At 60.6% G+C, this 17,668-nt stretch carries 13 protein-coding genes; 8 read left to right on the forward strand and 5 right to left on the reverse strand.

Features of this window, described 5'->3' with window-relative positions; genetic code table 11:
* Positions 1-123 precede the first annotated feature (123 nt).
* The 3 genes from VEB01_RS07875 (at position 124) to mepA (ending at position 3,451) form a co-directional block, all read left to right on the forward strand.
* On the forward strand, positions 124-1,374 hold the full coding sequence (locus VEB01_RS07875) for a hypothetical protein (protein ID WP_324874339.1): 1,251 nt from the start codon (positions 124-126) through the stop codon (positions 1,372-1,374).
* On the forward strand, positions 1,367-2,452 hold the full coding sequence (locus VEB01_RS07880) for a coiled-coil domain-containing protein (RefSeq protein WP_324874341.1): 1,086 nt from the start codon (positions 1,367-1,369) through the stop codon (positions 2,450-2,452). Before VEB01_RS07875 ends, VEB01_RS07880 begins: the two co-directional genes overlap by 8 nt.
* 183 nt (positions 2,453-2,635) lie before the next feature.
* The gene (gene mepA, locus VEB01_RS07885; protein WP_324874342.1) at positions 2,636-3,451 is read left to right on the forward strand and encodes a penicillin-insensitive murein endopeptidase; all 816 of its coding nucleotides are present in this window, start codon (positions 2,636-2,638) and stop codon (positions 3,449-3,451) included.
* A gap of 490 nt (positions 3,452-3,941) precedes the next feature.
* On the opposite strand, the gene miaA is transcribed toward mepA, so the two are convergent.
* From miaA to VEB01_RS07910, 5 genes are all read right to left on the reverse strand, one after another.
* Entirely contained in the window at positions 3,942-4,850 is a 909-nt protein-coding gene (miaA, locus tag VEB01_RS07890) for a tRNA (adenosine(37)-N6)-dimethylallyltransferase MiaA (protein ID WP_324874362.1), read from the reverse strand.
* Between the two features lie 26 nt (positions 4,851-4,876).
* Positions 4,877-6,664 (reverse strand): DNA mismatch repair endonuclease MutL, encoded by a 1,788-nt coding sequence (mutL, locus tag VEB01_RS07895; protein WP_324874344.1) that lies wholly within the window; start codon positions 6,662-6,664, stop codon positions 4,877-4,879.
* Between the two features lie 153 nt (positions 6,665-6,817).
* Positions 6,818-8,149 carry an N-acetylmuramoyl-L-alanine amidase gene (locus tag VEB01_RS07900; RefSeq protein WP_324874346.1) on the reverse strand — a complete coding sequence of 444 codons (1,332 nt, stop codon included), beginning with the start codon at positions 8,147-8,149 and terminating at the stop codon, positions 6,818-6,820.
* Positions 8,150-8,220: 71 nt separating this feature from the next.
* Positions 8,221-8,676, reverse strand: coding sequence for a tRNA (adenosine(37)-N6)-threonylcarbamoyltransferase complex ATPase subunit type 1 TsaE (gene tsaE / locus VEB01_RS07905; protein ID WP_324874348.1), 456 nt, complete (start codon positions 8,674-8,676; stop codon positions 8,221-8,223).
* Positions 8,673-10,160 (reverse strand): NAD(P)H-hydrate dehydratase, encoded by a 1,488-nt coding sequence (locus VEB01_RS07910; RefSeq protein WP_324874350.1) that lies wholly within the window; start codon positions 10,158-10,160, stop codon positions 8,673-8,675. The genes tsaE and VEB01_RS07910 overlap by 4 nt, the downstream gene beginning before the upstream one ends.
* Positions 10,161-10,203: 43 nt before the next feature.
* On the opposite strand from VEB01_RS07910, the gene queG reads away from it, so the two are divergent.
* The 5 genes from queG (at position 10,204) to VEB01_RS07935 (ending at position 17,375) form a co-directional block, all read left to right on the forward strand.
* Positions 10,204-11,265: a tRNA epoxyqueuosine(34) reductase QueG gene (gene queG / locus VEB01_RS07915; protein ID WP_324874352.1), complete on the forward strand. Its 1,062-nt coding sequence runs from the start codon at positions 10,204-10,206 to the stop codon at positions 11,263-11,265.
* A gap of 133 nt (positions 11,266-11,398) precedes the next feature.
* Positions 11,399-11,785: a hypothetical protein gene (locus VEB01_RS07920; RefSeq protein ID WP_324874354.1), complete on the forward strand. Its 387-nt coding sequence runs from the start codon at positions 11,399-11,401 to the stop codon at positions 11,783-11,785.
* A gap of 119 nt (positions 11,786-11,904) precedes the next feature.
* A complete protein-coding gene (locus tag VEB01_RS07925) occupies positions 11,905-12,543 on the forward strand; it encodes a DUF2760 domain-containing protein (RefSeq protein ID WP_324874356.1) in 639 nt (212 codons plus the stop codon).
* Positions 12,540-14,540: an Hsp70 family protein gene (locus VEB01_RS07930; protein WP_324874358.1), complete on the forward strand. Its 2,001-nt coding sequence runs from the start codon at positions 12,540-12,542 to the stop codon at positions 14,538-14,540. Before VEB01_RS07925 ends, VEB01_RS07930 begins: the two co-directional genes overlap by 4 nt.
* Positions 14,541-14,582: 42 nt before the next feature.
* Positions 14,583-17,375, forward strand: coding sequence for an Hsp70 family protein (locus VEB01_RS07935; protein WP_324874360.1), 2,793 nt, complete (start codon positions 14,583-14,585; stop codon positions 17,373-17,375).
* Positions 17,376-17,668: the final 293 nt, after the last annotated feature.

The following is a 17,668-nucleotide window of genomic DNA, read 5'->3' on the forward strand; positions in this document are numbered from 1 at the left end:
GCCGAAAACTCGGCAGCTCCCAACTACCCTTACCGCTTCGACTCCGATGCCAAGACAATTGCTCAATAATCAATACTCAATGGGGTTCAAGCGGCGAGGCTCAAGCACCGAAGGCTCCACGCCATGACTACCTCAACCTGGCACATAGGCCAACTGCTGAACGCCGTCCAAAGCACTTTCGTCGGCCTGCTGCGGGTCTGGTCCATACCCATCGTGCTGCTGCTCAGTATTGCCGCGGGCTACAATACCTGTTACGGCCTCAGCCATTTCATCACCCCGTGGATCGCGCTGATCGTCACTATCGCCGTGCAATCCATCATCGTGATCTGCACGCTGGAACTGGCCGGCATGCACTGGCGCGCCAATCCCTTGCGTTACATCAGCGTGGTGCTGTCCCTGCTGGTTGCCCTAATCGTATCGGTATCGTTTGCCTATTTCCGGTTCTACGAATTTTCCCAGCGGGATTCCATCCTGCTCGATCGGCAGACCAGCGTGGTCCGGGATGTAAACGGTTACATCGAGGGCGTGGTCGGACTCAAGAGCAGGCTCACCGCAGCCCAGCAAAAGCGCGTCGAACACGCCTCGGAGGAAGCCACGCGGGCTTACCTGGGTTCTCATCCTGGGATGCAGGGACAGATCGGCAAAGGCAAGGTCTGGAGTTACTACAACGAAATCCTGCAAGACGAGCAGGGCAAGCTGAAACAACTGGATACGCATTCCGAGGGGCTGGAAAAGCGCTTGTCCGAGGTGAGGGCCTCCCTCCAGGAATTTTCACTCCGGATAAACGATTCCGCGGCTTACGAACGGCTGGTCCGGAATTTCCAGAATCTGCAAGGGGAAGCGGAAATCCTGGCCTCGACCTACGGCGCCTCACCCATCGAAGGGCCTCGGTTCGGCTCCTATGCCGAATTCTCCCGCGGCATCACGCCGTCCTTCGCCATGTGGGAGGACATTTCCTGGTTCACCCTGGCCTGCGCCGCCATGGTGGACTTCTTCACCCTTTTCCTGTCCTATCGGCTGGAATCCACCGCGCCCGGCCCGCTCACCGAAGAGGAAAAAAACCTGGCTTACCTCGGACTCCGGCAGTTCGGCGAGTTCACCATCAACAAGAATGACGAATTGGAGTTCGTTATCGAGAAAACCGAGCTGGAACGCGCCCGCCGTTATTCCGATTGGACGCGAATGTTTTCCGTGGCCTTTCTGCTTAATCGGGGTTATCTTCGGAAGATCAGCGATAAATCGGTGGAATTCGCGCCCAATCTCTACCCGATCATCGCCGAGCACATCAAAACCCGGCAGGCGGCCCAAACATTGGGCGAACCGGCCAACGAAAGCGAGCTTAAAGACGCCCTGAAGAGAAAAGGTTATGTTTGAAGACAGCCCACTCGACTCCAACTCGCATTGGGAGGCGGGTTTCGAAGGCGACCGCCGCGTCGTCGTATCCATTCTCGGCCCTTATCGGCAGGTGTTTCCTCGCCCCAAACGCTATCTCCAGCGTTTTTTTCACCGGGTATACGAACTGAGGATCGAGGATTGGCAAATCCCCTTGGAACCTTTGCAATTGGGCGCTCTATGCACCATCGAGGCGGCGCTGTCGGTCCGCTTCCAACCGACCGTCAAATACGCACGGGAAAACCTCGACCGCATCTCGGACCTTGGTTCCTACATCAGGACCAGTTATCGGACCCTGCTGCAGGATGCGGCGGAACAGGAACTGAGACAATTGGAACACGCGACGGGATTCGAAGACGGTCACACTCATGTCGAACGCCGTATCGAAGACATCGCCAACGAGCTTTTGGCGATGCGCGACATCCAATGCCGCGCGCGCTGCACGATTCAAACCGTTTTTGCCGATCTGGAAAACCTCGACGAGCATGCCGAAACCGTCGACTCGAAGCACAATGGCGTTTACCTCGAATTGATCCGGCGCCGCCGCCACCTCAACGAACGGCTGGCGCGGGAGCACTACGAGCGCGAAGCGAACGAACGGAAGCTCAAACTGGAGCATGAAGAGCGGATGCTTGAACTCATACGGCGCGAAGCGGAATTGCGCAAGGCACAACGGGATCACGAAACCGAACACGTCCGCGCCGAATTGACGGCGGAAGAAACCCGCGCCGCCGAGCAGTATGACAGTGAGGTCCGCCTCCGGGAGGAACGAATCCGCCACGAGACCCGCTTGAAGCAAATGGAACTGGACGCCGACCTGTCCGAAAAGACCCGCCGCGCCGGCGCCTTGGACGACGTCGAGAATCAACTCAAGCGGGAAATCGAATTGCTGGCCCTGGAACGCCAGCGCCTGCTCCTGGAAGAGGAAATACGCGACGTCAAAGTCGCCAAAGCCAAGGGCTGGGTCATCAACGCCAAACGCCGATTTCCTCTAGGCGAAAATCCAAAAGCGCTGAATCCGCAGGATGCGGACATTTCCCAAGGCCCCGGCAAGGATTAAGAAGCTGTTTAAAAACGTCGCGAGCCCGTTCAGGACAAGGCGCGAAAGGCCGAAAAACCGGAGTGTACACGGAGTACATGAGGATTTTGAGGCCTTGAGCAACGCCGTCATGGATGGGCGCAGCAGTTTTTCAACAGCTTCTAAGCGCCGTCGGCCGCACGTTCCCAGCCAATGCAGACCGTCATGCATCTGATCCGCCGAGCCGTGGTTCTTTTGAGCTTCCCGGGCGCTCTCCTTGCGAACCCCTGGGCAGCAGTTCCCGGCCCGGTCGGTGGGCCCCCGCGCGCGATCGGCCAGACCAACAACGGCTGCATCAGCGGAGCGGCCTCCTTGCCGACGGAAGGCGACGGCTATCTCGTCATGCACTTGGAACGAAAGCGCTACTTCGGCCATCCTTCGCTGGTCCGAACGATTCAGACGATAGGCAAACGAGTCCATAACGCCGTTGGCGTGATCCAGGTCGGCGACCTCGGCCAAGCCCGCGGCGGCCCCATGCCGTTCGGCCACCGCAGCCATCAGACCGGCCTCGACGCCGACGTCTGGTTCAATCTCAATCCCGGCCTCTATTCGAAAGCGGACGGACTGCGCGCCAACATCCCCGCACCGAGCCTGTTGAACCGCGCAGGAGACAGCCTCGACCGCCGCCTTTGGAGCCAGAAGCACGCGCAGCTCCTGAAACTGACCGCTGCCATTCCCGAAGTTGATCGTATTTTCGTCAACGCCCACATCAAGCGCGAACTCTGCCGATCGGTCCGCAGCAACCGCGGCTGGTTGCGAAAAGTCCGTCCCTGGTACGGACACCATGACCATTTCCACCTCCGCCTCACCTGCCCCACCGACAGCCCCGAATGCGTCCGGCAAGACTCGGTACCCGCCGGCGACGGTTGCGATTCCAGCCTTTCATGGTGGTTCGAAAAACACCCGCCGGGCCCCGTCAAGCCGGAACCACCCAAACCGCCGATGCCGGAAGCCTGTCAGACGCTTTTGAACCGCGATTAGATTTGTAGGATGCAGTGAGGAACGAACCGCATCGCTCGCGTTGAGCCGTTTCTCGATTGATGCGACGATCTTTTCGGTGGGTTACGCTGCGCTAACCCACCCTACGAGCTGTCGTGACATGAACAGACGTTATCGATCGGATCAAGCGTTCTCTTCCTTCGACGCAGTAAAGAGCCTGGCTTCAGGACCCATCCCGTTATGGCGACCCCGAGCATCGAAGCCCGGCACCGGAATCGCCTGTTAGGGGCACGCGAGGGATCGCGTGCGGCGACCGAGGCACAGGGAAGTGCCTTCGGTCGGCCCCGGTGCCGGGCGAGACGCGCAGAATCAGGGCGCCATCCGGGTGGCCTTTGGTTCCTTTCTTTTGGCCACACAAAAGAAAGGAACCCGCGTGCGGGGCGGCTCCCCGCTTTAAACTAAACCGCCGCCATCGGCGGCTTCCAAAAAATGCCGACATTCGCCAGAAATTCCTCCCTTAATAGGTCTTAGCCTACAGCTTCAGCCGACATCTCACATCCCTCAACACCGCTTCCGCCAACCCTTCATCCTCACTGACATACCTCAACGCATCCTCCTCACGCCTCAGCCAGGTGAACTGCCGCTTGGCGAATTGGCGGGTGGCGATGATACCGCGCTTGATCATCGTGTCGCGGTCGTATTCGCCTTCGAGATACGCCCAGACTTGCCGGTAGCCGACGGCGCGGATGGAAGGCAAATCGGCGTGCAGGTCGCCGCGTTCGTACAAGGCGCGGACTTCGTCGATGACGCCGTGTTCGATCATGGCGAGAAAGCGTTGCCGAATTCGGTCATGCAGAGCTTCGCGGTTCGCCGGCGCAACGATGAGCTTGACCAGGTCGAACGGCAAAGGCGGCGATTTCGTCTCGGCGCACAGGACGGATAGCGGAACTCCGGTCAGGCGATACACCTCCAGGGCGCGCTGGATGCGCTGCGGGTCGTTGGGATGGATGCGGGCCGCCGCCTCTGGATCGATTTCGACGAGTTGCGCGTGCAACTTCGCCCAGCCGACACTCGCCGCTTCCTCGTCGATCTGCCGGCGGATCTCGGAGTCGGCGGACGGCAGAGTCGAAAGGCCGTAGAACAAGGCGTTGAAATACAGCATCGTGCCCCCAGCCAGAATCGGCAGCTTGCCGCGATTCGCGATGTCTTGCATCGCCCTGAACGCCTCGTCCCGAAAGCGGCCGGTGGAATAGGATTCGGCGGGGTCGAGGATGTCGATGAGATGGTGCGGAATTCCTTCCCTTTCCTCCAGACTCGGCTTGGCGGTGCCGATATCCATGCCCCGGTAAACCAAGGCGGAATCGACGCTGATGACTTCGCCGTCCAGCGCCTTGGCCAGTTCGATGGCAAGCCGTGTCTTGCCCGAGGCGGTCGGCCCCATCAGGGCGATGGCGGGCGGCAATTCGGTCACTGGCCGCGCATGAATAAGCGATTCAAGTCCTTGAGGCTCAACTCGACCCATGTCGGGCGGCCGTGATTGCATTGGCCGCTGCGCTCCGTCGCTTCCATTTCGCGCAGGAGCGTGTTCATTTCCGGCACGGTCAGTTTTCGGTTGGCCCTCACCGAGCCGTGGCAGGCCATGGTCGCCAATACGTCGTTCAAGGATTGCTCGATCCGCAAACTCCGGCCGTGCTGATTGAGATCGGACAGCACGTCGCGCACCAAGCGTTCGCCGTCCGCATCCGCCAGCAAGGCGGGCAACGCCCGCACCATGAGCGTCTCCGGACCGGTTCGGCGGAGCTCGATGCCGAGACTTTCGAACACTTCGGCCGACTCCTCCGCGAGATCGGCCTCAGCCGCGGTCACCTGAATCCGGATCGGCAGCAGCAAGGGCTGCGTCGGAACCGATCTCGCCCCAACTTGCTCCTTCAGCTTTTCGTAGGTGATGCGCTCGTGGGCGGCGTGAGCATCCACCACGATCAGCCCGTTGCGGCTCTCGGCCAAAATAAAGGCGCCATGCAGATGAGCGACGGCGAAACCGAGGGGCGGCGTCGCTTCTTCATCGCGCTTTGGCTCGCACGGCAATTCGGCTTTCGGGACAGGCGCGGAATAAAGATCGGCGTAACTTTGAATCGCCTCGGCTACTTGCAACGGAAGCGTAGCTTGGCTGTGAGGCCTCGAGAACTTGGGCGGCGAAAATGCACTTGCCGATGGTGCTTCCGCTTGCGGCACAGCCTCGGGTTCGGCAGCCTTTGGCTTGGTCTCGGCCAAAGCCCGGTGCAAAGCCCGGAACAGGAAATCGTGGACCATCCGGGAATCGCGAAAACGCACTTCAAGCTTGGCGGGATGAGCGTTGACGTCGACCAGCGCCGGGTCCAGCTCCAGATACAGCACGTACACCGGCTGACGCCCGTGGTAAAGCACGTCCTGATAAGCTTGCTTCACGGCGTAGTTCACCAGCTTGTCTCGGACCAGACGTCCGTTGACATAGAAAAACTGCATGTCGGTCTGACTGCGGGAAAACGTCGGAAGCCCCACCCAGCCGGAAAGCCTGAGACCCGCCGCCGAAAAATCCACCGTCAGCGCGTTTTCCAAAAACGACTCGCCAAGCACCAGGGCCAAGCGCCGGTCGATCTCGGCTTGGCCTTCCGCGGGCCGCAAACTTAATACGACCCGTTCGTCGTGCTTCAAGGCAAAACCCACGTCGAACCGGCTCAGGGCCATGCGCTTGATCAGCGTTTCGATATGCGAGAACTCGGTCTTTTCCGAGCGGAGAAATTTCCGCCGCGCGGGCGTGTTGTAAAAGAGATCGCGAACCTCGACCGTCGTGCCCGCGGGATGGGCCGCCGGCTGCACGTCGAAATCGATTTCCGTCCCGTCCGCCGTGACGCGCCAGGCGCAACGCTCGCCGGGTATGCGCGAGGTCAAGGTCAAGCGGGCAACCGAGCTGATGCTGGGCAAGGCCTCGCCCCGGAACCCCATGCTGGCGACCCGCTCCAGGTCCTCCAGGCTGGCGATCTTGCTGGTGGCGTGGCGGGACAAGGCGAGCGGCAATTCCTCCCGGTCGATACCGCAACCGTCGTCGTGGATGCGCATCATGCGCAAACCACCCTGTTCCACCTCTATCTCCACCGAGCGGGCGGCGGCGTCGAAGGCGTTTTCGACCAATTCCTTCACCACCGAGGCGGGGCGTTCGACCACCTCGCCGGCAGCGATTTGATTGATCAATTGCGGAGGGAGAATACGGATGGGCATCGGAAAGTATCGGCGGTCGAGAAAACGGTTTGGCGATTAGACAGAACCGAAGGAGCAAGGATTCAGCACCCTTGCTATTCTCGGAAAAACGCAGGATTTATGAAAGACGGAGATGATCGAAAAGTGCCCGCGCCGCTCCTTGGCACACACTTTTTACTTTTGAACGACGAGCTTCTTATCGCCCGATTCGGTCACGCTGTCCAAGGCGTCGGCCATGCGCAAATCGACGGGAACCACCGGCCGGCGTTCGGAAAAATAATTGCGGATGCCGTCGAATATCGCGCGGGCCACCTGTTCCTGATGGTTCGGATCGCGGAGATTCCGCTCTTCATCGGGATTGGAGATGAACGCCGTCTCTACCAGCATCGAGGGAACGTCCGGCGACTTGAGCACGACAAAACCGGCTTTTTGCACGTCGCGATGATGGAGATGGAAATCCTTTCTCAGTTCTCCCAACACTTTTACGGCCGCACGATTGCTGGCCTCGAGCGTGGCGGTCTGCGACAGGTCGAGCAGCACCGAAGCCAGCAGCTTGTCCTTTCCCTTGAGCTTCACCCCGCCCACCAAAGCGGCGTTTTCCCGGTCCGCCAGCCAGCGGGCCGCTTCGCTGGAGGCGCCGTGATCCGATAGGGTGAACACGGAAGATCCCTTCACATCGTTGCTCACGTAGGCGTCCGCGTGAAGGGAAATAAATAAATCGGCCTTCGCCTTGCGCGCGAACTCGGCCCGCTCGCGCAGATCGACGAACTGATCGCCTTTCCGCACCATCACGGGCCGCATGCCCGGTTCGGCGCGCATCATCCTTTCGAGCTTGCGGGCGATCGCCAGCACCACATCCTTTTCATGGGTTCCCTTGGGGCCGATCGCACCGGTATCCTTGCCGCCATGACCGGCATCGATGACTATCACTATTTCCTTGGCAAGCCCCGGCTTCAGAGAACGCACAGGCCGCACAGCGTCTGACGCGCCTTTGGTCTTGGCCGAAACCGGTTTGGCAGCGACTTTCGACGACTCTGCTACCCGAATTGCCCGCCCCCTTTGCGTCGGCGGCTTGGATGCCTGCTCTTTTCCCGCTTGAGCGGACGAAGCCGGGTTCGCCAATTCGAGCACCAGGCGCGACTGTCCTTTAGAACCAGTCACATGGATCTTATAAATAGCCGGACTCTTAAGATCGACCAAAATTCGGATGCTTTCCTTGGTTTTGCCGGAAATGGGGACAAGTTTGGCGATCAAGGGATGGGACGCGGGTGGCTGTCCGAATGCTCCGGACAAGGATGTGTTTTCCAGATCGATTTGCAAGCGTTTGGGGTTGCTTCCGCGGGACACCCGGTATTTGGGCGGCGTCGAAAAACTAAAGATCAGTCGCGAGCCTTGCGCGGCGGTCTCGAACTTCACCGACTTCATTTGCGCGGGCGCGGCAAAAAGCCACGGTGCATAGCCCCACAAAGTGAGCACCAACCATGCGATTAGCGTTTTTTTTTCCATGAATGGAGCCGCCATGCTTGAACGTCCGCTGAAAACATAGCCCGAGACTCGGGAAACCGCAAGGAAATGGGCTACTCGGGCTGCATGTGAACCAATACCTCTCGCCCGCGCTCGGTGCCCGCCATGATCTCCGCGATACGCCCCGTACCCGCGATTTCCAGATTAATCTCAAGATCGGCCTGAGGCAACATACCCTCGCCGCGCTCCGGCCATTCGATGAAACACACGGCATTCGGCCGGAGATAGTCCCTGAACCCCATCCATTCCAGCTCTTCCGGATCGTTCAGCCGGTACAAATCGAAGTGGTAAACGATCCGGTCCTCAAGAGAATATTCTTCGACCAGAGTGAAGGTCGGGCTTTTTACCGGCCCCGAGAAGCCGGCCGCCCGAAGCCAGCCGCGTACAAACGTGGTTTTGCCCGCACCGAGGTTTCCGCGCAGGAAGACGACGCCTCCAAACGGCATGGCTCGATAAACACGCCCCGCAAACGCGAGCGTTTCGGCTTCGTCTCGCAGTGTCAGTTTCATAGATTGACGAGCCGGCGCAAAGAATCCATCAAATCGCTGGCCAAAAGTCCCCGTTCACCGGTTTTCGCCGCCTCGTCTCCCGCCGCTCCATGCAGTTGCGCACCCAGTGCGGCCGCTTCGAATAGCTCTATCCGCTGCGCCAGCAATCCGGCGATCACCCCGGTCAGCACGTCGCCCATGCCGCCGCTGGCCATGCCGGGATTGCCCGCGGTACAGACAGAAGGCAGCCCGTTGGGTCCGCAGATCAGACTGCCCGAACCCTTTAACACCGCCACGCCGCCGAACTGCGCCTGCAGTCTCCGGATGGCGGTGAACCGATCTTTCTGGATTTCCGCAGAAGACGTATTGAGCAGCCGTGCCGCTTCCCCCGGATGGGGGGTGATGACCCAGTTGTCCCGTTTGCGGGGATTTGCCGCAAGAAGATTGAGCGCGTCGGCATCCGCCACTATCGGTAAATCGGTCTTCAATGCCGCGCCGAGCAACGTCTGCGCCCACTCCGAACGGCCTAGCCCCGGGCCGACGGCGATCACCGTGGCCCGCTCCAATAAGATCCGCAGTTCTTCGGCGGTTTCGACGCCGTGGCACATCAGTTCCGGCCGGGTCAGATTGAGTGAGTCGGCATGAGCTCTCCGCGTGGCGACGCTGATTAGCCCGGCTCCGACCCGCGCCGCGGCCTCGGCAGCCATGCGGGCGGCGCCGCTGTAGCCGTGATCGCCTCCGACCACCAGCACATGGCCGAAATGACCCTTATGGGCATAACGCGGACGCGAAGGCAAACCGCGCTCCCATTGCGGCAGGAGCATGGCCGAGGGTTTTACCGAATGCCGCACTTCCGGCGGCGTGCCCAAGTCGGCAAAAACAACCTCGCCCGCGTATTCGGGACCTTCGCCGGTAAATAGCCCCTGCTTGAGCCCGATGAACGTCACGGTCAAATCGGCCTTAATTGCCACGCCCAGAGCGACGCCGGTATCGGCGTGGAGGCCGGACGGGATATCCAGCGCCGCCACGTGGCCGGAGAATCGATTGACGGCCTTGATCACTTCGGCGTAAAGCCCGCTGACCTCCCGATCCAAGCCGGTGCCCAAGAGCCCGTCCACCAATACTTCCGCTCCTTCGAAATCGGCGGGAATAAAATCCAATACTCCACCGCCCGCCGCTCGATAACCCTGGTAAGCGGTCAGAGCATCGCCTTTAAGACTGTTCGGCGGTGCCACCGGATAAACCCGCACGTCCATCCCCGCTTCGTGGGCCAATCGCGCCACTACGTAAGCATCGCCTCCGTTGTTGCCGCCGCCGCAAATCGCCGAGAGCGTGCGCGCTTCCGGCCAGCGTTCGCGCAAGGCCACAAAGGCCGATACACCGGCCCGGCGCATCAATTCGATGCCTGGAATGCCCACCGTTTCGATGGCGTAACGGTCCATGGCGCGCACGTCCTCGGCGCGGTAAAGATCCTTCGGTAAACTTCGATTGTATCGTTCTCTCATTCCGCTTATTCTGGCTTAAAGGCTGCGTTCTCTCCACACTTCTGTGACTTCATCCGCTCTCGATTACTCCGAACTAGTCGCCAAAATCAAAATCTGGGGCCGCGAACTCGGCTTTCAGCAAGTCGGCATCGCCGACACCGACCTTTCCGCGGCCGAACAGCATCTCCAGCGCTGGCTTGACGAGGGTTTCCACGGGGAAATGGACTATATGGAACGGCACGGCACCAAGCGCAGCCGGCCGGACGAACTCGTCCCCGGCACGCTGCGGGCGATCAGCGCGCGCATGGATTATCTGCCGGAGGATCGGACCACGATCCGGGAACGGCTGGACGATCCGGCCGCTGCGTTCATCTCCCGCTATGCGCTCGGCCGCGATTATCACAAGCTGCTCCGCAAGCGCTTACAGCAATTGGCCGAGCGCATAGCGCGCGAAGCCGGCCCCTTCGGTTATCGGGTATTCGTCGACAGCGCCCCGGTGCTGGAAAAAGCGCTCGCCGCCAAAGCCGGGCTTGGCTGGATCGGCAAGCACACCAATCTGATCAACCGGACGGCGGGCTCGATGTTCTTCCTCGGGGAGATTTACACCGACCTTCCCTTGCCCGGCGATTCCGAAGTGACAAATCACTGCGGAAGCTGCACGGCCTGCATCGACGTCTGCCCCACCAGGGCCATTGTCGCGCCCTATCGCTTGGATGCCCGACGCTGCATTTCCTACCTGACCATCGAATTGCGCGAGCCGATTCCCGAAGAATTCCGCGCCGCCATCGGCAACCGTATTTACGGCTGTGACGATTGCCAGCTCGTCTGCCCGTGGAACCGTTATGCGCGGCTCACCGAGGAAGCGGATTTCATGCCGCGTCACGAACTGAATATCGCAGGGCTGATCGAGCTTTTCCGCTGGGATGAGGCGACGTTTCTGCAAAAAACCGAAGGCTCGGCCATTCGCCGGATCGGTTATGAATGCTGGATCAGGAATATCGCAGTGGCGTTGGGCAACTCGGAGACGTGTTCGGATGTGGTCGAAGCCCTGCAAACGCGGATCGACGATTCTTCGCCGCTGATCAGGGAACACGTGCGTTGGGCGCTTGCACAGCACCGCGCCTGAGTCGACCGCTCGACGTAACGATTCTCCGGAGGAAACACCTCTCCCGCTTACCCTTTCCGTTCCGCCCTCCCTCAACATCGCGTAGAATCGGGCAGATAAAACTGACTCGACGAATACTCAGGAGTTATTGCATATGAGACTTTTCTCACGCGTGCTGATTGTCGGAGCCCTTCTTTCGGCCTTGCAGCCGGCTTTCGGTGACGACGAATGGCAGGGCACCACCCTGTCCGACCAGACCCTGGAAAAGGTCAAGCTGGCTTTAGTCGCTTATCAAGGATGCGTTAACAATGAAACTCGAACCCATATCGGCGACCAGTTGGATTCACGTGCGATCACCGATCGAATCTTGAAAACGTGCGAGGAGAAGCTCTCGAAGGTAAAGGCGGCATTCGATGGGGAAAAAGTGCCCGGCACGATCTCCGAACGATACATGCGCAGCCGCCGCACCCAGGCCGCACGGCAGATCCTGCGCACGGTCATGGGCGCCCAGGCGGCTCCAGCGGCAACCGGACAGCCGTAACAGGACCGCCCTGCGCTTAGTTCTTATCCGGCAGGCTGCATCGACAGCGCAGCCTGCCATGCATGCCGCGCTGATCGCGTCGGCTTCATGGGACATCACCCAACGCAAAGAGGATCCGAATGCAAATCGACCCATCCCTTTTTCCGACCACGTTCGACGCTGTCCATATCGGACTTGCCGTTCTCGTGGTCATTCTGCTGATTCTGCAAATCCTGCTGCTGTCCATGGCGGTTATCGCCCTGCTTCGCCGCAAACAGCCGGCAGCCGAAACAGCCGCGCCGATTCGCGCCGAAGCGGCTCCCATTCCGGTCCGGGAAGTCCCCAAACCGGTGGAAATCGCCAAACCGGAACGGCCGGAACCCGTCGTTGTCAAAGAAGCCACACCCGATGCGGCCTTGCAGCTCCTCGGGCTTTTGCAAAAGGAAGCCCGTTTTATCGACTTTGTCCAGGAAAACGTCGGCGCCTATTCCGACACTGAAATCGGCGCGGCAGCCCGAGTCGTGCATGAAGGGTGCCGCAAGGTATTGAACCAGCATTTTGAACTTGAACCCGTGCGCAAAGAGCAGGAGAACTCCCGCATCACCCTGCCCAAGGGGTTCGATGCTTCGAGCGTAAGACCCACGGGCAATATCGTCGGCGATCCGCCCTTTACCGGCACATTGATACACCGTGGCTGGCGCGCCACCGGAGTCAGGCTGCCCAAAGTCGCCGAAGGACACGACGTACACATCATCGCGCAAGCAGAGGTGGAATTGTGAGCGAAACCCAATATTCCGTCGGTATCGACCTCGGAACGACCAATAGCGTCGTTTCGTATGTCGACCTCGGCCAGTGTGACGGCGAAAAAGCGCCACTCGAAGTCTTCGATATTCCGCAATTGACCTCACCCGGCGCGGTCGGCGACAAAAAGCAATTGCCGTCCTTCCTTTATCAAGCCCACGAGGCCGAGCTTGCCCCCGGCGATATCGTATTGCCCTGGAACGAGCAGCCGGAAGCCATCGTCGGAGATCTGGCAAGACAGCTCGGCAGCAAGACCCCCATACGCCTGGTGGGCAGCGCCAAGAGCTGGCTGTCCCACAGCGGCGTCGATTGCCGCGCGCCGATTCTGCCCATCCAGTCGCCGGAAGAGGTAAAGCGGGTTTCGCCCCTGCAGGCGTCGATCGAATATCTGCGCCACATGCGCGACGCCTGGAACGCCCGCTTTCCGGAGGCCCCCCTGAGCGAGCAGGATTTGGTGATCACCGTGCCCGCGTCCTTCGATCCGGCCGCGCGCGAACTTACCGTGGAAGCCGCTCATGCCGTCGGCTTGCGCCAGGCGATTCTGCTAGAGGAGCCGCAGTCGGCGCTGTACAGCTGGATTCAGACCAGCGAGGGGAAATGGCGAGAACAGGTCAGACCCGGCGATATCATTCTGGTCGTCGATGTGGGCGGCGGCACCACCGATTTGTCGCTGATCGCCGTGACCGAGGAGGAAGGCAATCTGATCCTCAATCGCGTCGCCATTGGCGATCACATCCTCCTCGGCGGGGACAACATGGACCTCGCCCTGGCTTATGTGCTGAAAACCAAGATCGAAGCCGAGGGCAAACGGCTCGAACCCTGGCAAATCCAGGCGCTCATGCATGGCTGCCGGGATGCGAAAGAGTCGCTGCTGTCCGATTCGGATACCGATGAGGTCGCCGTTGTCGTGCCCAGCCGCGGATCGTCGCTCATCGGCGGGACGCTGCGTACCAGCCTGACCCGCGACGAAGTCGGGCGGACGCTGATTGAAGGCTTCTTTCCTAGGGTACAAATCGCCGACCGTCCAGCTGTCCAAGCCCGCACCGGCTTGACGACCCTGGGTCTTCCCTATGCTAAGGATGCGCGGATCACCTGCCATCTCGCCGCCTTTCTCAGCCGGCAGATCGGTGCGACCGGAGAATTGCAGGGATTCGACCTCCCTTCGGATGCCCAATTCCTGCATCCGACCGCGCTGCTCCTCAACGGCGGCGTGTTCAAGTCCGAGGCGCTCGAGAACAGGCTGCTCGAGGTACTGAATAGCTGGCTCGAAGCCGACGGCGCCCCGCGCGCCCGGTTGCTGCACGGCGCCGATCTGGATTTGGCCGTGGCGCGGGGCGCCGCTTATTACGGTTACGTCCGCAAAGGTCGCGGGGTCCGCATCCGCGGCGGCACCGGCGCAGCCTATTACGTGGGTGTGGAAAGCGCCATGCCTGCCGTACCGGGCTTCGCTCCGCCGATCGAGGCCTTGTGCATCGCGCCTTTCGGCATGGAAGAAGGCACCGAAGCGGATCTGCCGCCCTACGAGTTCGGATTGGTCGTCGGAGAACCCGTACGTTTCCGTTTCTTCGCTTCCAATGTGCGCCGCGACGACGTGGTCGGCACGCGTCTCGATTACTGGTCGGAGGACGAAATGGACGAGTTGGACGAGATCGAAGTCACCTTACCGACCGAGGAATACCAAGCGGGCGATGTCGTCCCGGTCCATTTGGCCGCCAAGGTCACCGAAGTCGGCACGCTGCAACTGGAAGCGGTAGCGAAGGACGGCGACAAGCGGTGGAATGTCGAATTCGATGTCCGCGCAGGCGAGAAACCCTTGCCGCCGGATGAAAATGCCGCACCGGAGGAACCGATCTTGGGCGATCGCTCCGAGGGGGCAGCCGAAGCCGCACCAGAGATCGCATCCGACGAAACAGCCCCTGAACAGCCTACAGACGACGCCTCGGCCAAGAAAACTTTTTGGCCGTTCAATAAATAACGGATAAACCGCAGGGCGGTGACCCTGCGGATACCCTAGCGCATGCCCGAATCATCAAGCCAGTCTCCTCGTTACCTTATCGGCATTGACCTTGGCACAACCCATACCGTGGTCGCCTATGCCGAGCTTGCCAAAGCCACGCGAGCCGAAATCAAACTTTTTCGCATCGATCAATCGGTTTCGCCGGGCGAGGTGGCGGCGGAACCGCTGCTGCCTTCCGCCCGCTATCATGCGTCGCTGGACGAATTGACTGAAGCGGACGTGCGGCTGCCTTGGCCATCTCTCGAGCCTGAATCGACCTATCGACCGGTCATCGGCAAGCTGGCGCGGGTCTTGGGCGCAAAGAGCCAGGGACGTTTCGTGGCCAGCGCCAAGAGCTGGCTGTCCCATGCCGCCGCCGACCGAACCGCCGCTATACTCCCGTGGGGCGCTCCGGAGGAAATCCCGAAAATCTCTCCGGTCGAGGCCAGCGCGAGTTACCTCCGCCATGTGCGTTCGGCCTGGAATTACCACCATCCCGAGGCGCCGCTGGAAAACCAAGAGATCGTGGTCACCGTACCGGCTTCCTTCGACGAGGCTGCGAGGACTTTAACGCTCGAAGCCACCCGGCTGGCGGGACTTCCGGATGTGCGTTTGCTCGAAGAGCCGCAAGCCGTTTGTTACGACTGGCTTTGGAACCACCGCAAATCCGTGCGGAAACAGCTCGGCGACGTGCGCTTGCTGCTGGTCTGCGATATCGGCGGCGGCACCACGGACCTGACCTTGATCAAGGTCGAGCCTGGCGAGGACGAGCCCAGGCTTACCCGTATCGCCGTCGGCAATCATCTGATGCTGGGTGGCGACAACATCGATCTTACCCTAGCTCATCTGACAGAACGCCGGCTGGTGGGCGAAGACCAAAAGCTGTCTGCCGCCGAACTTTCGCAACTCGTCGAACAGTGCCGGCTGGCCAAAGAACGGCTGTTGGCCCACGATGCGCCCGAATCCGCAACCGTAACGCTGCTGGGCACGGGAGCCCGACTCATCGGCGGCGCGCGTTCGGCCGAACTGACCCGAGATGAAGTCCACGGAATCGCCCTCGACGGTTTCTTTCCGATCGTGAGTCTTGCCGATCATCCCGACCGAAAGCGCAGCGGCGTCGTCGAATTCGGCTTGCCCTACGCCGCCGATCCCGCGATCAGCAAACATCTGGCTGCTTTTCTGACTCAACACTTCGAGACTGCGCGCGAGGCTCTCCAATCCAATTCCACCGAGCCTGCCCCCGACGCCGTTCTTCTCAATGGCGGCGTGTTCCGCAGTTCGATCATAGCCCGGCGTCTGGTGGAGTTGGTGGCCTCATGGGCGAGGCATCAGCCGGTATTGCTGAAAAATGACCGTCCCGACCTGGCCGTAGCCTACGGTGCAGTGGCTTATGGCCTGGCGAGGCGTGGCCACGCTGTTCAACGCATCGGCGGCGGCTCGGCGCGCAGTTATTTTCTATTGGTGGAAACGAGCCACAACCATGCTCCCAAAGGTATCTGCATCCTACCGCGGGGAACCGAGGAGGGCCGGGAGATCGTATTGACCGACCGCACTTTCCTGCTCAGGCTCGGACAACCGGTGCGCTTTAACCTGGTTTCGTCGAGCGAGGATCTGCGTTTCCAACCGGGCGATCTGGCCGAAATCGACGAGGAGCGTTTCGTTCGGTTACCGCCCCTCGCCGTCGCCTTCGACCGGGAAAGCGCCCAAGGCCGGACGGACCAAGCCGTGCAGATCGCAGCCTCTCTCACCGAAGTCGGCACTCTCGATTTGCACTGCGTGGCGGCTGGCGATCCCAAACGTCGCTGGAAGATCGAATTTCAGTTGCGGCACGCCGCCCCACAGACGACGTTACCCGAAACCCAGCGGCATCCCCGTCTTGATCAGGCCATAGAGAAAATCCATCTGGTTTTCGGAAAAAAGGCGAAGACTGTCGATGCCAGGATCGTCAAAGGATTACGCGGAGAGCTCGAGAAAATTCTCGGACCGCGAAATAACTGGGATACCGCATTATTGCGCGACTTGTTCGCCGCCTTGCTGGAAGGCCTGCCTCACCGGCGGCGGTCCGCCGAGCACGAGCGTTTGTGGTTTAGCCTGACGGGGTACTGCCTCCGTCCAGGATTCGGCTATCCCTTGGACGATTGGCGGGTTGACCAGGTCTTTGCGATCTATGGGCAAGGGCTGCAATTCGTCAACGAAGTCCAAAACTGGACCGAATGGTGGACCTTCTGGCGCCGCCTGGCCGGGGGCTTGAACGAGGCGGCTCAGCTTTCGGTCTTCGAGGATTTGGCCAACTTCATAAATCCCGAAACCGCTAAGCGCGGCAACCTCCCTACCCTCGCCAAAAAGCGCAGCTATGAGGACATGGTGAGGCTTGCGGCCGTGCTGGAGCGCCTCCCTGCCCCAAGAAAAGTCGAACTCGGAGGCTGGCTGCTCCAGCGCCTGTCGAAGCCCAGCGAACCCGCCGAAAGCTGGTGGGCGCTTGGCCGCGTCGGTGCGCGTGTGCCGTTCCATGGCAGCGTGCACAACGTGGTTTCTCGTGTCACGGCCGAGGAATGGTTAACCAAGATCTTCGATCGGGACTTCAAAAAAGAACCCCATGCCGGCTTCGCCGCCGCTCTCATCGCAAGGCTCAGCGGAGACCGGGAACGCGACATCGATCCGGCGTTGCGGCAGCGCGTCATCGAGCGGCTGAGGGCCGGCAAAGCCCCGGACTCCTGGATCAGCATGGTATCGGAAGTGAAAGAACTCACCGAAGCCGACGAAAAACGCATCTTCGGCGAGGCTTTGCCCCCCGGTCTGAAGCTGATTGCCTGATTCCGCTAAAACATTTTTCGGGTTTGATATAAGGGCTTGCTGCATGGTCCCGTATGGCGCGCCCGAGCATCGCCGGCTTGAACCGGAATAGCCCAGAGGGGCGCGGCAGGGCGAGGCGGATCAGACGCGTGTCCGGTGAACACGCGTCCCGTCGAGCGGGTTCGCCAAGGGTGAGCCGGAAAAGACGGGAGGCCAGTGGCCTCCCGTCCCGGCGAACGCCCGTACAGGACGTACGGGCCGGACTTTTCCGCGTAACAAGGACGCGGAGCGGAAAAGGCGAACCCCGGCCTTCG

The sequence above is a fragment of the Methylocaldum sp. genome (genome assembly GCF_035627495.1).
Classification (GTDB): domain Bacteria; phylum Pseudomonadota; class Gammaproteobacteria; order Methylococcales; family Methylococcaceae; genus Methylocaldum.

Coding starts and splice junctions, on each gene's coding strand:
- VEB01_RS07900 (WP_324874346.1), bottom strand. CDS start 8,149: ATGGAAAAAAAAACGCTAATCGCATGGTTGGTGCTCACTTTGTGGGGC.
- miaA (WP_324874362.1), bottom strand. CDS start 4,850: ATGGGGCCGACCGCCTCGGGCAAGACACGGCTTGCCATCGAACTGGCC.
- VEB01_RS07935 (WP_324874360.1), top strand. CDS start 14,583: ATGCCCGAATCATCAAGCCAGTCTCCTCGTTACCTTATCGGCATTGAC.
- VEB01_RS07925 (WP_324874356.1), top strand. CDS start 11,905: ATGCAAATCGACCCATCCCTTTTTCCGACCACGTTCGACGCTGTCCAT.
- mutL (WP_324874344.1), bottom strand. CDS start 6,664: ATGCCCATCCGTATTCTCCCTCCGCAATTGATCAATCAAATCGCTGCC.
- VEB01_RS07875 (WP_324874339.1), top strand. CDS start 124: ATGACTACCTCAACCTGGCACATAGGCCAACTGCTGAACGCCGTCCAA.
- VEB01_RS07910 (WP_324874350.1), bottom strand. CDS start 10,160: ATGAGAGAACGATACAATCGAAGTTTACCGAAGGATCTTTACCGCGCC.
- tsaE (WP_324874348.1), bottom strand. CDS start 8,676: ATGAAACTGACACTGCGAGACGAAGCCGAAACGCTCGCGTTTGCGGGG.
- VEB01_RS07920 (WP_324874354.1), top strand. CDS start 11,399: ATGAGACTTTTCTCACGCGTGCTGATTGTCGGAGCCCTTCTTTCGGCC.
- mepA (WP_324874342.1), top strand. CDS start 2,636: ATGCATCTGATCCGCCGAGCCGTGGTTCTTTTGAGCTTCCCGGGCGCT.
- VEB01_RS07880 (WP_324874341.1), top strand. CDS start 1,367: ATGTTTGAAGACAGCCCACTCGACTCCAACTCGCATTGGGAGGCGGGT.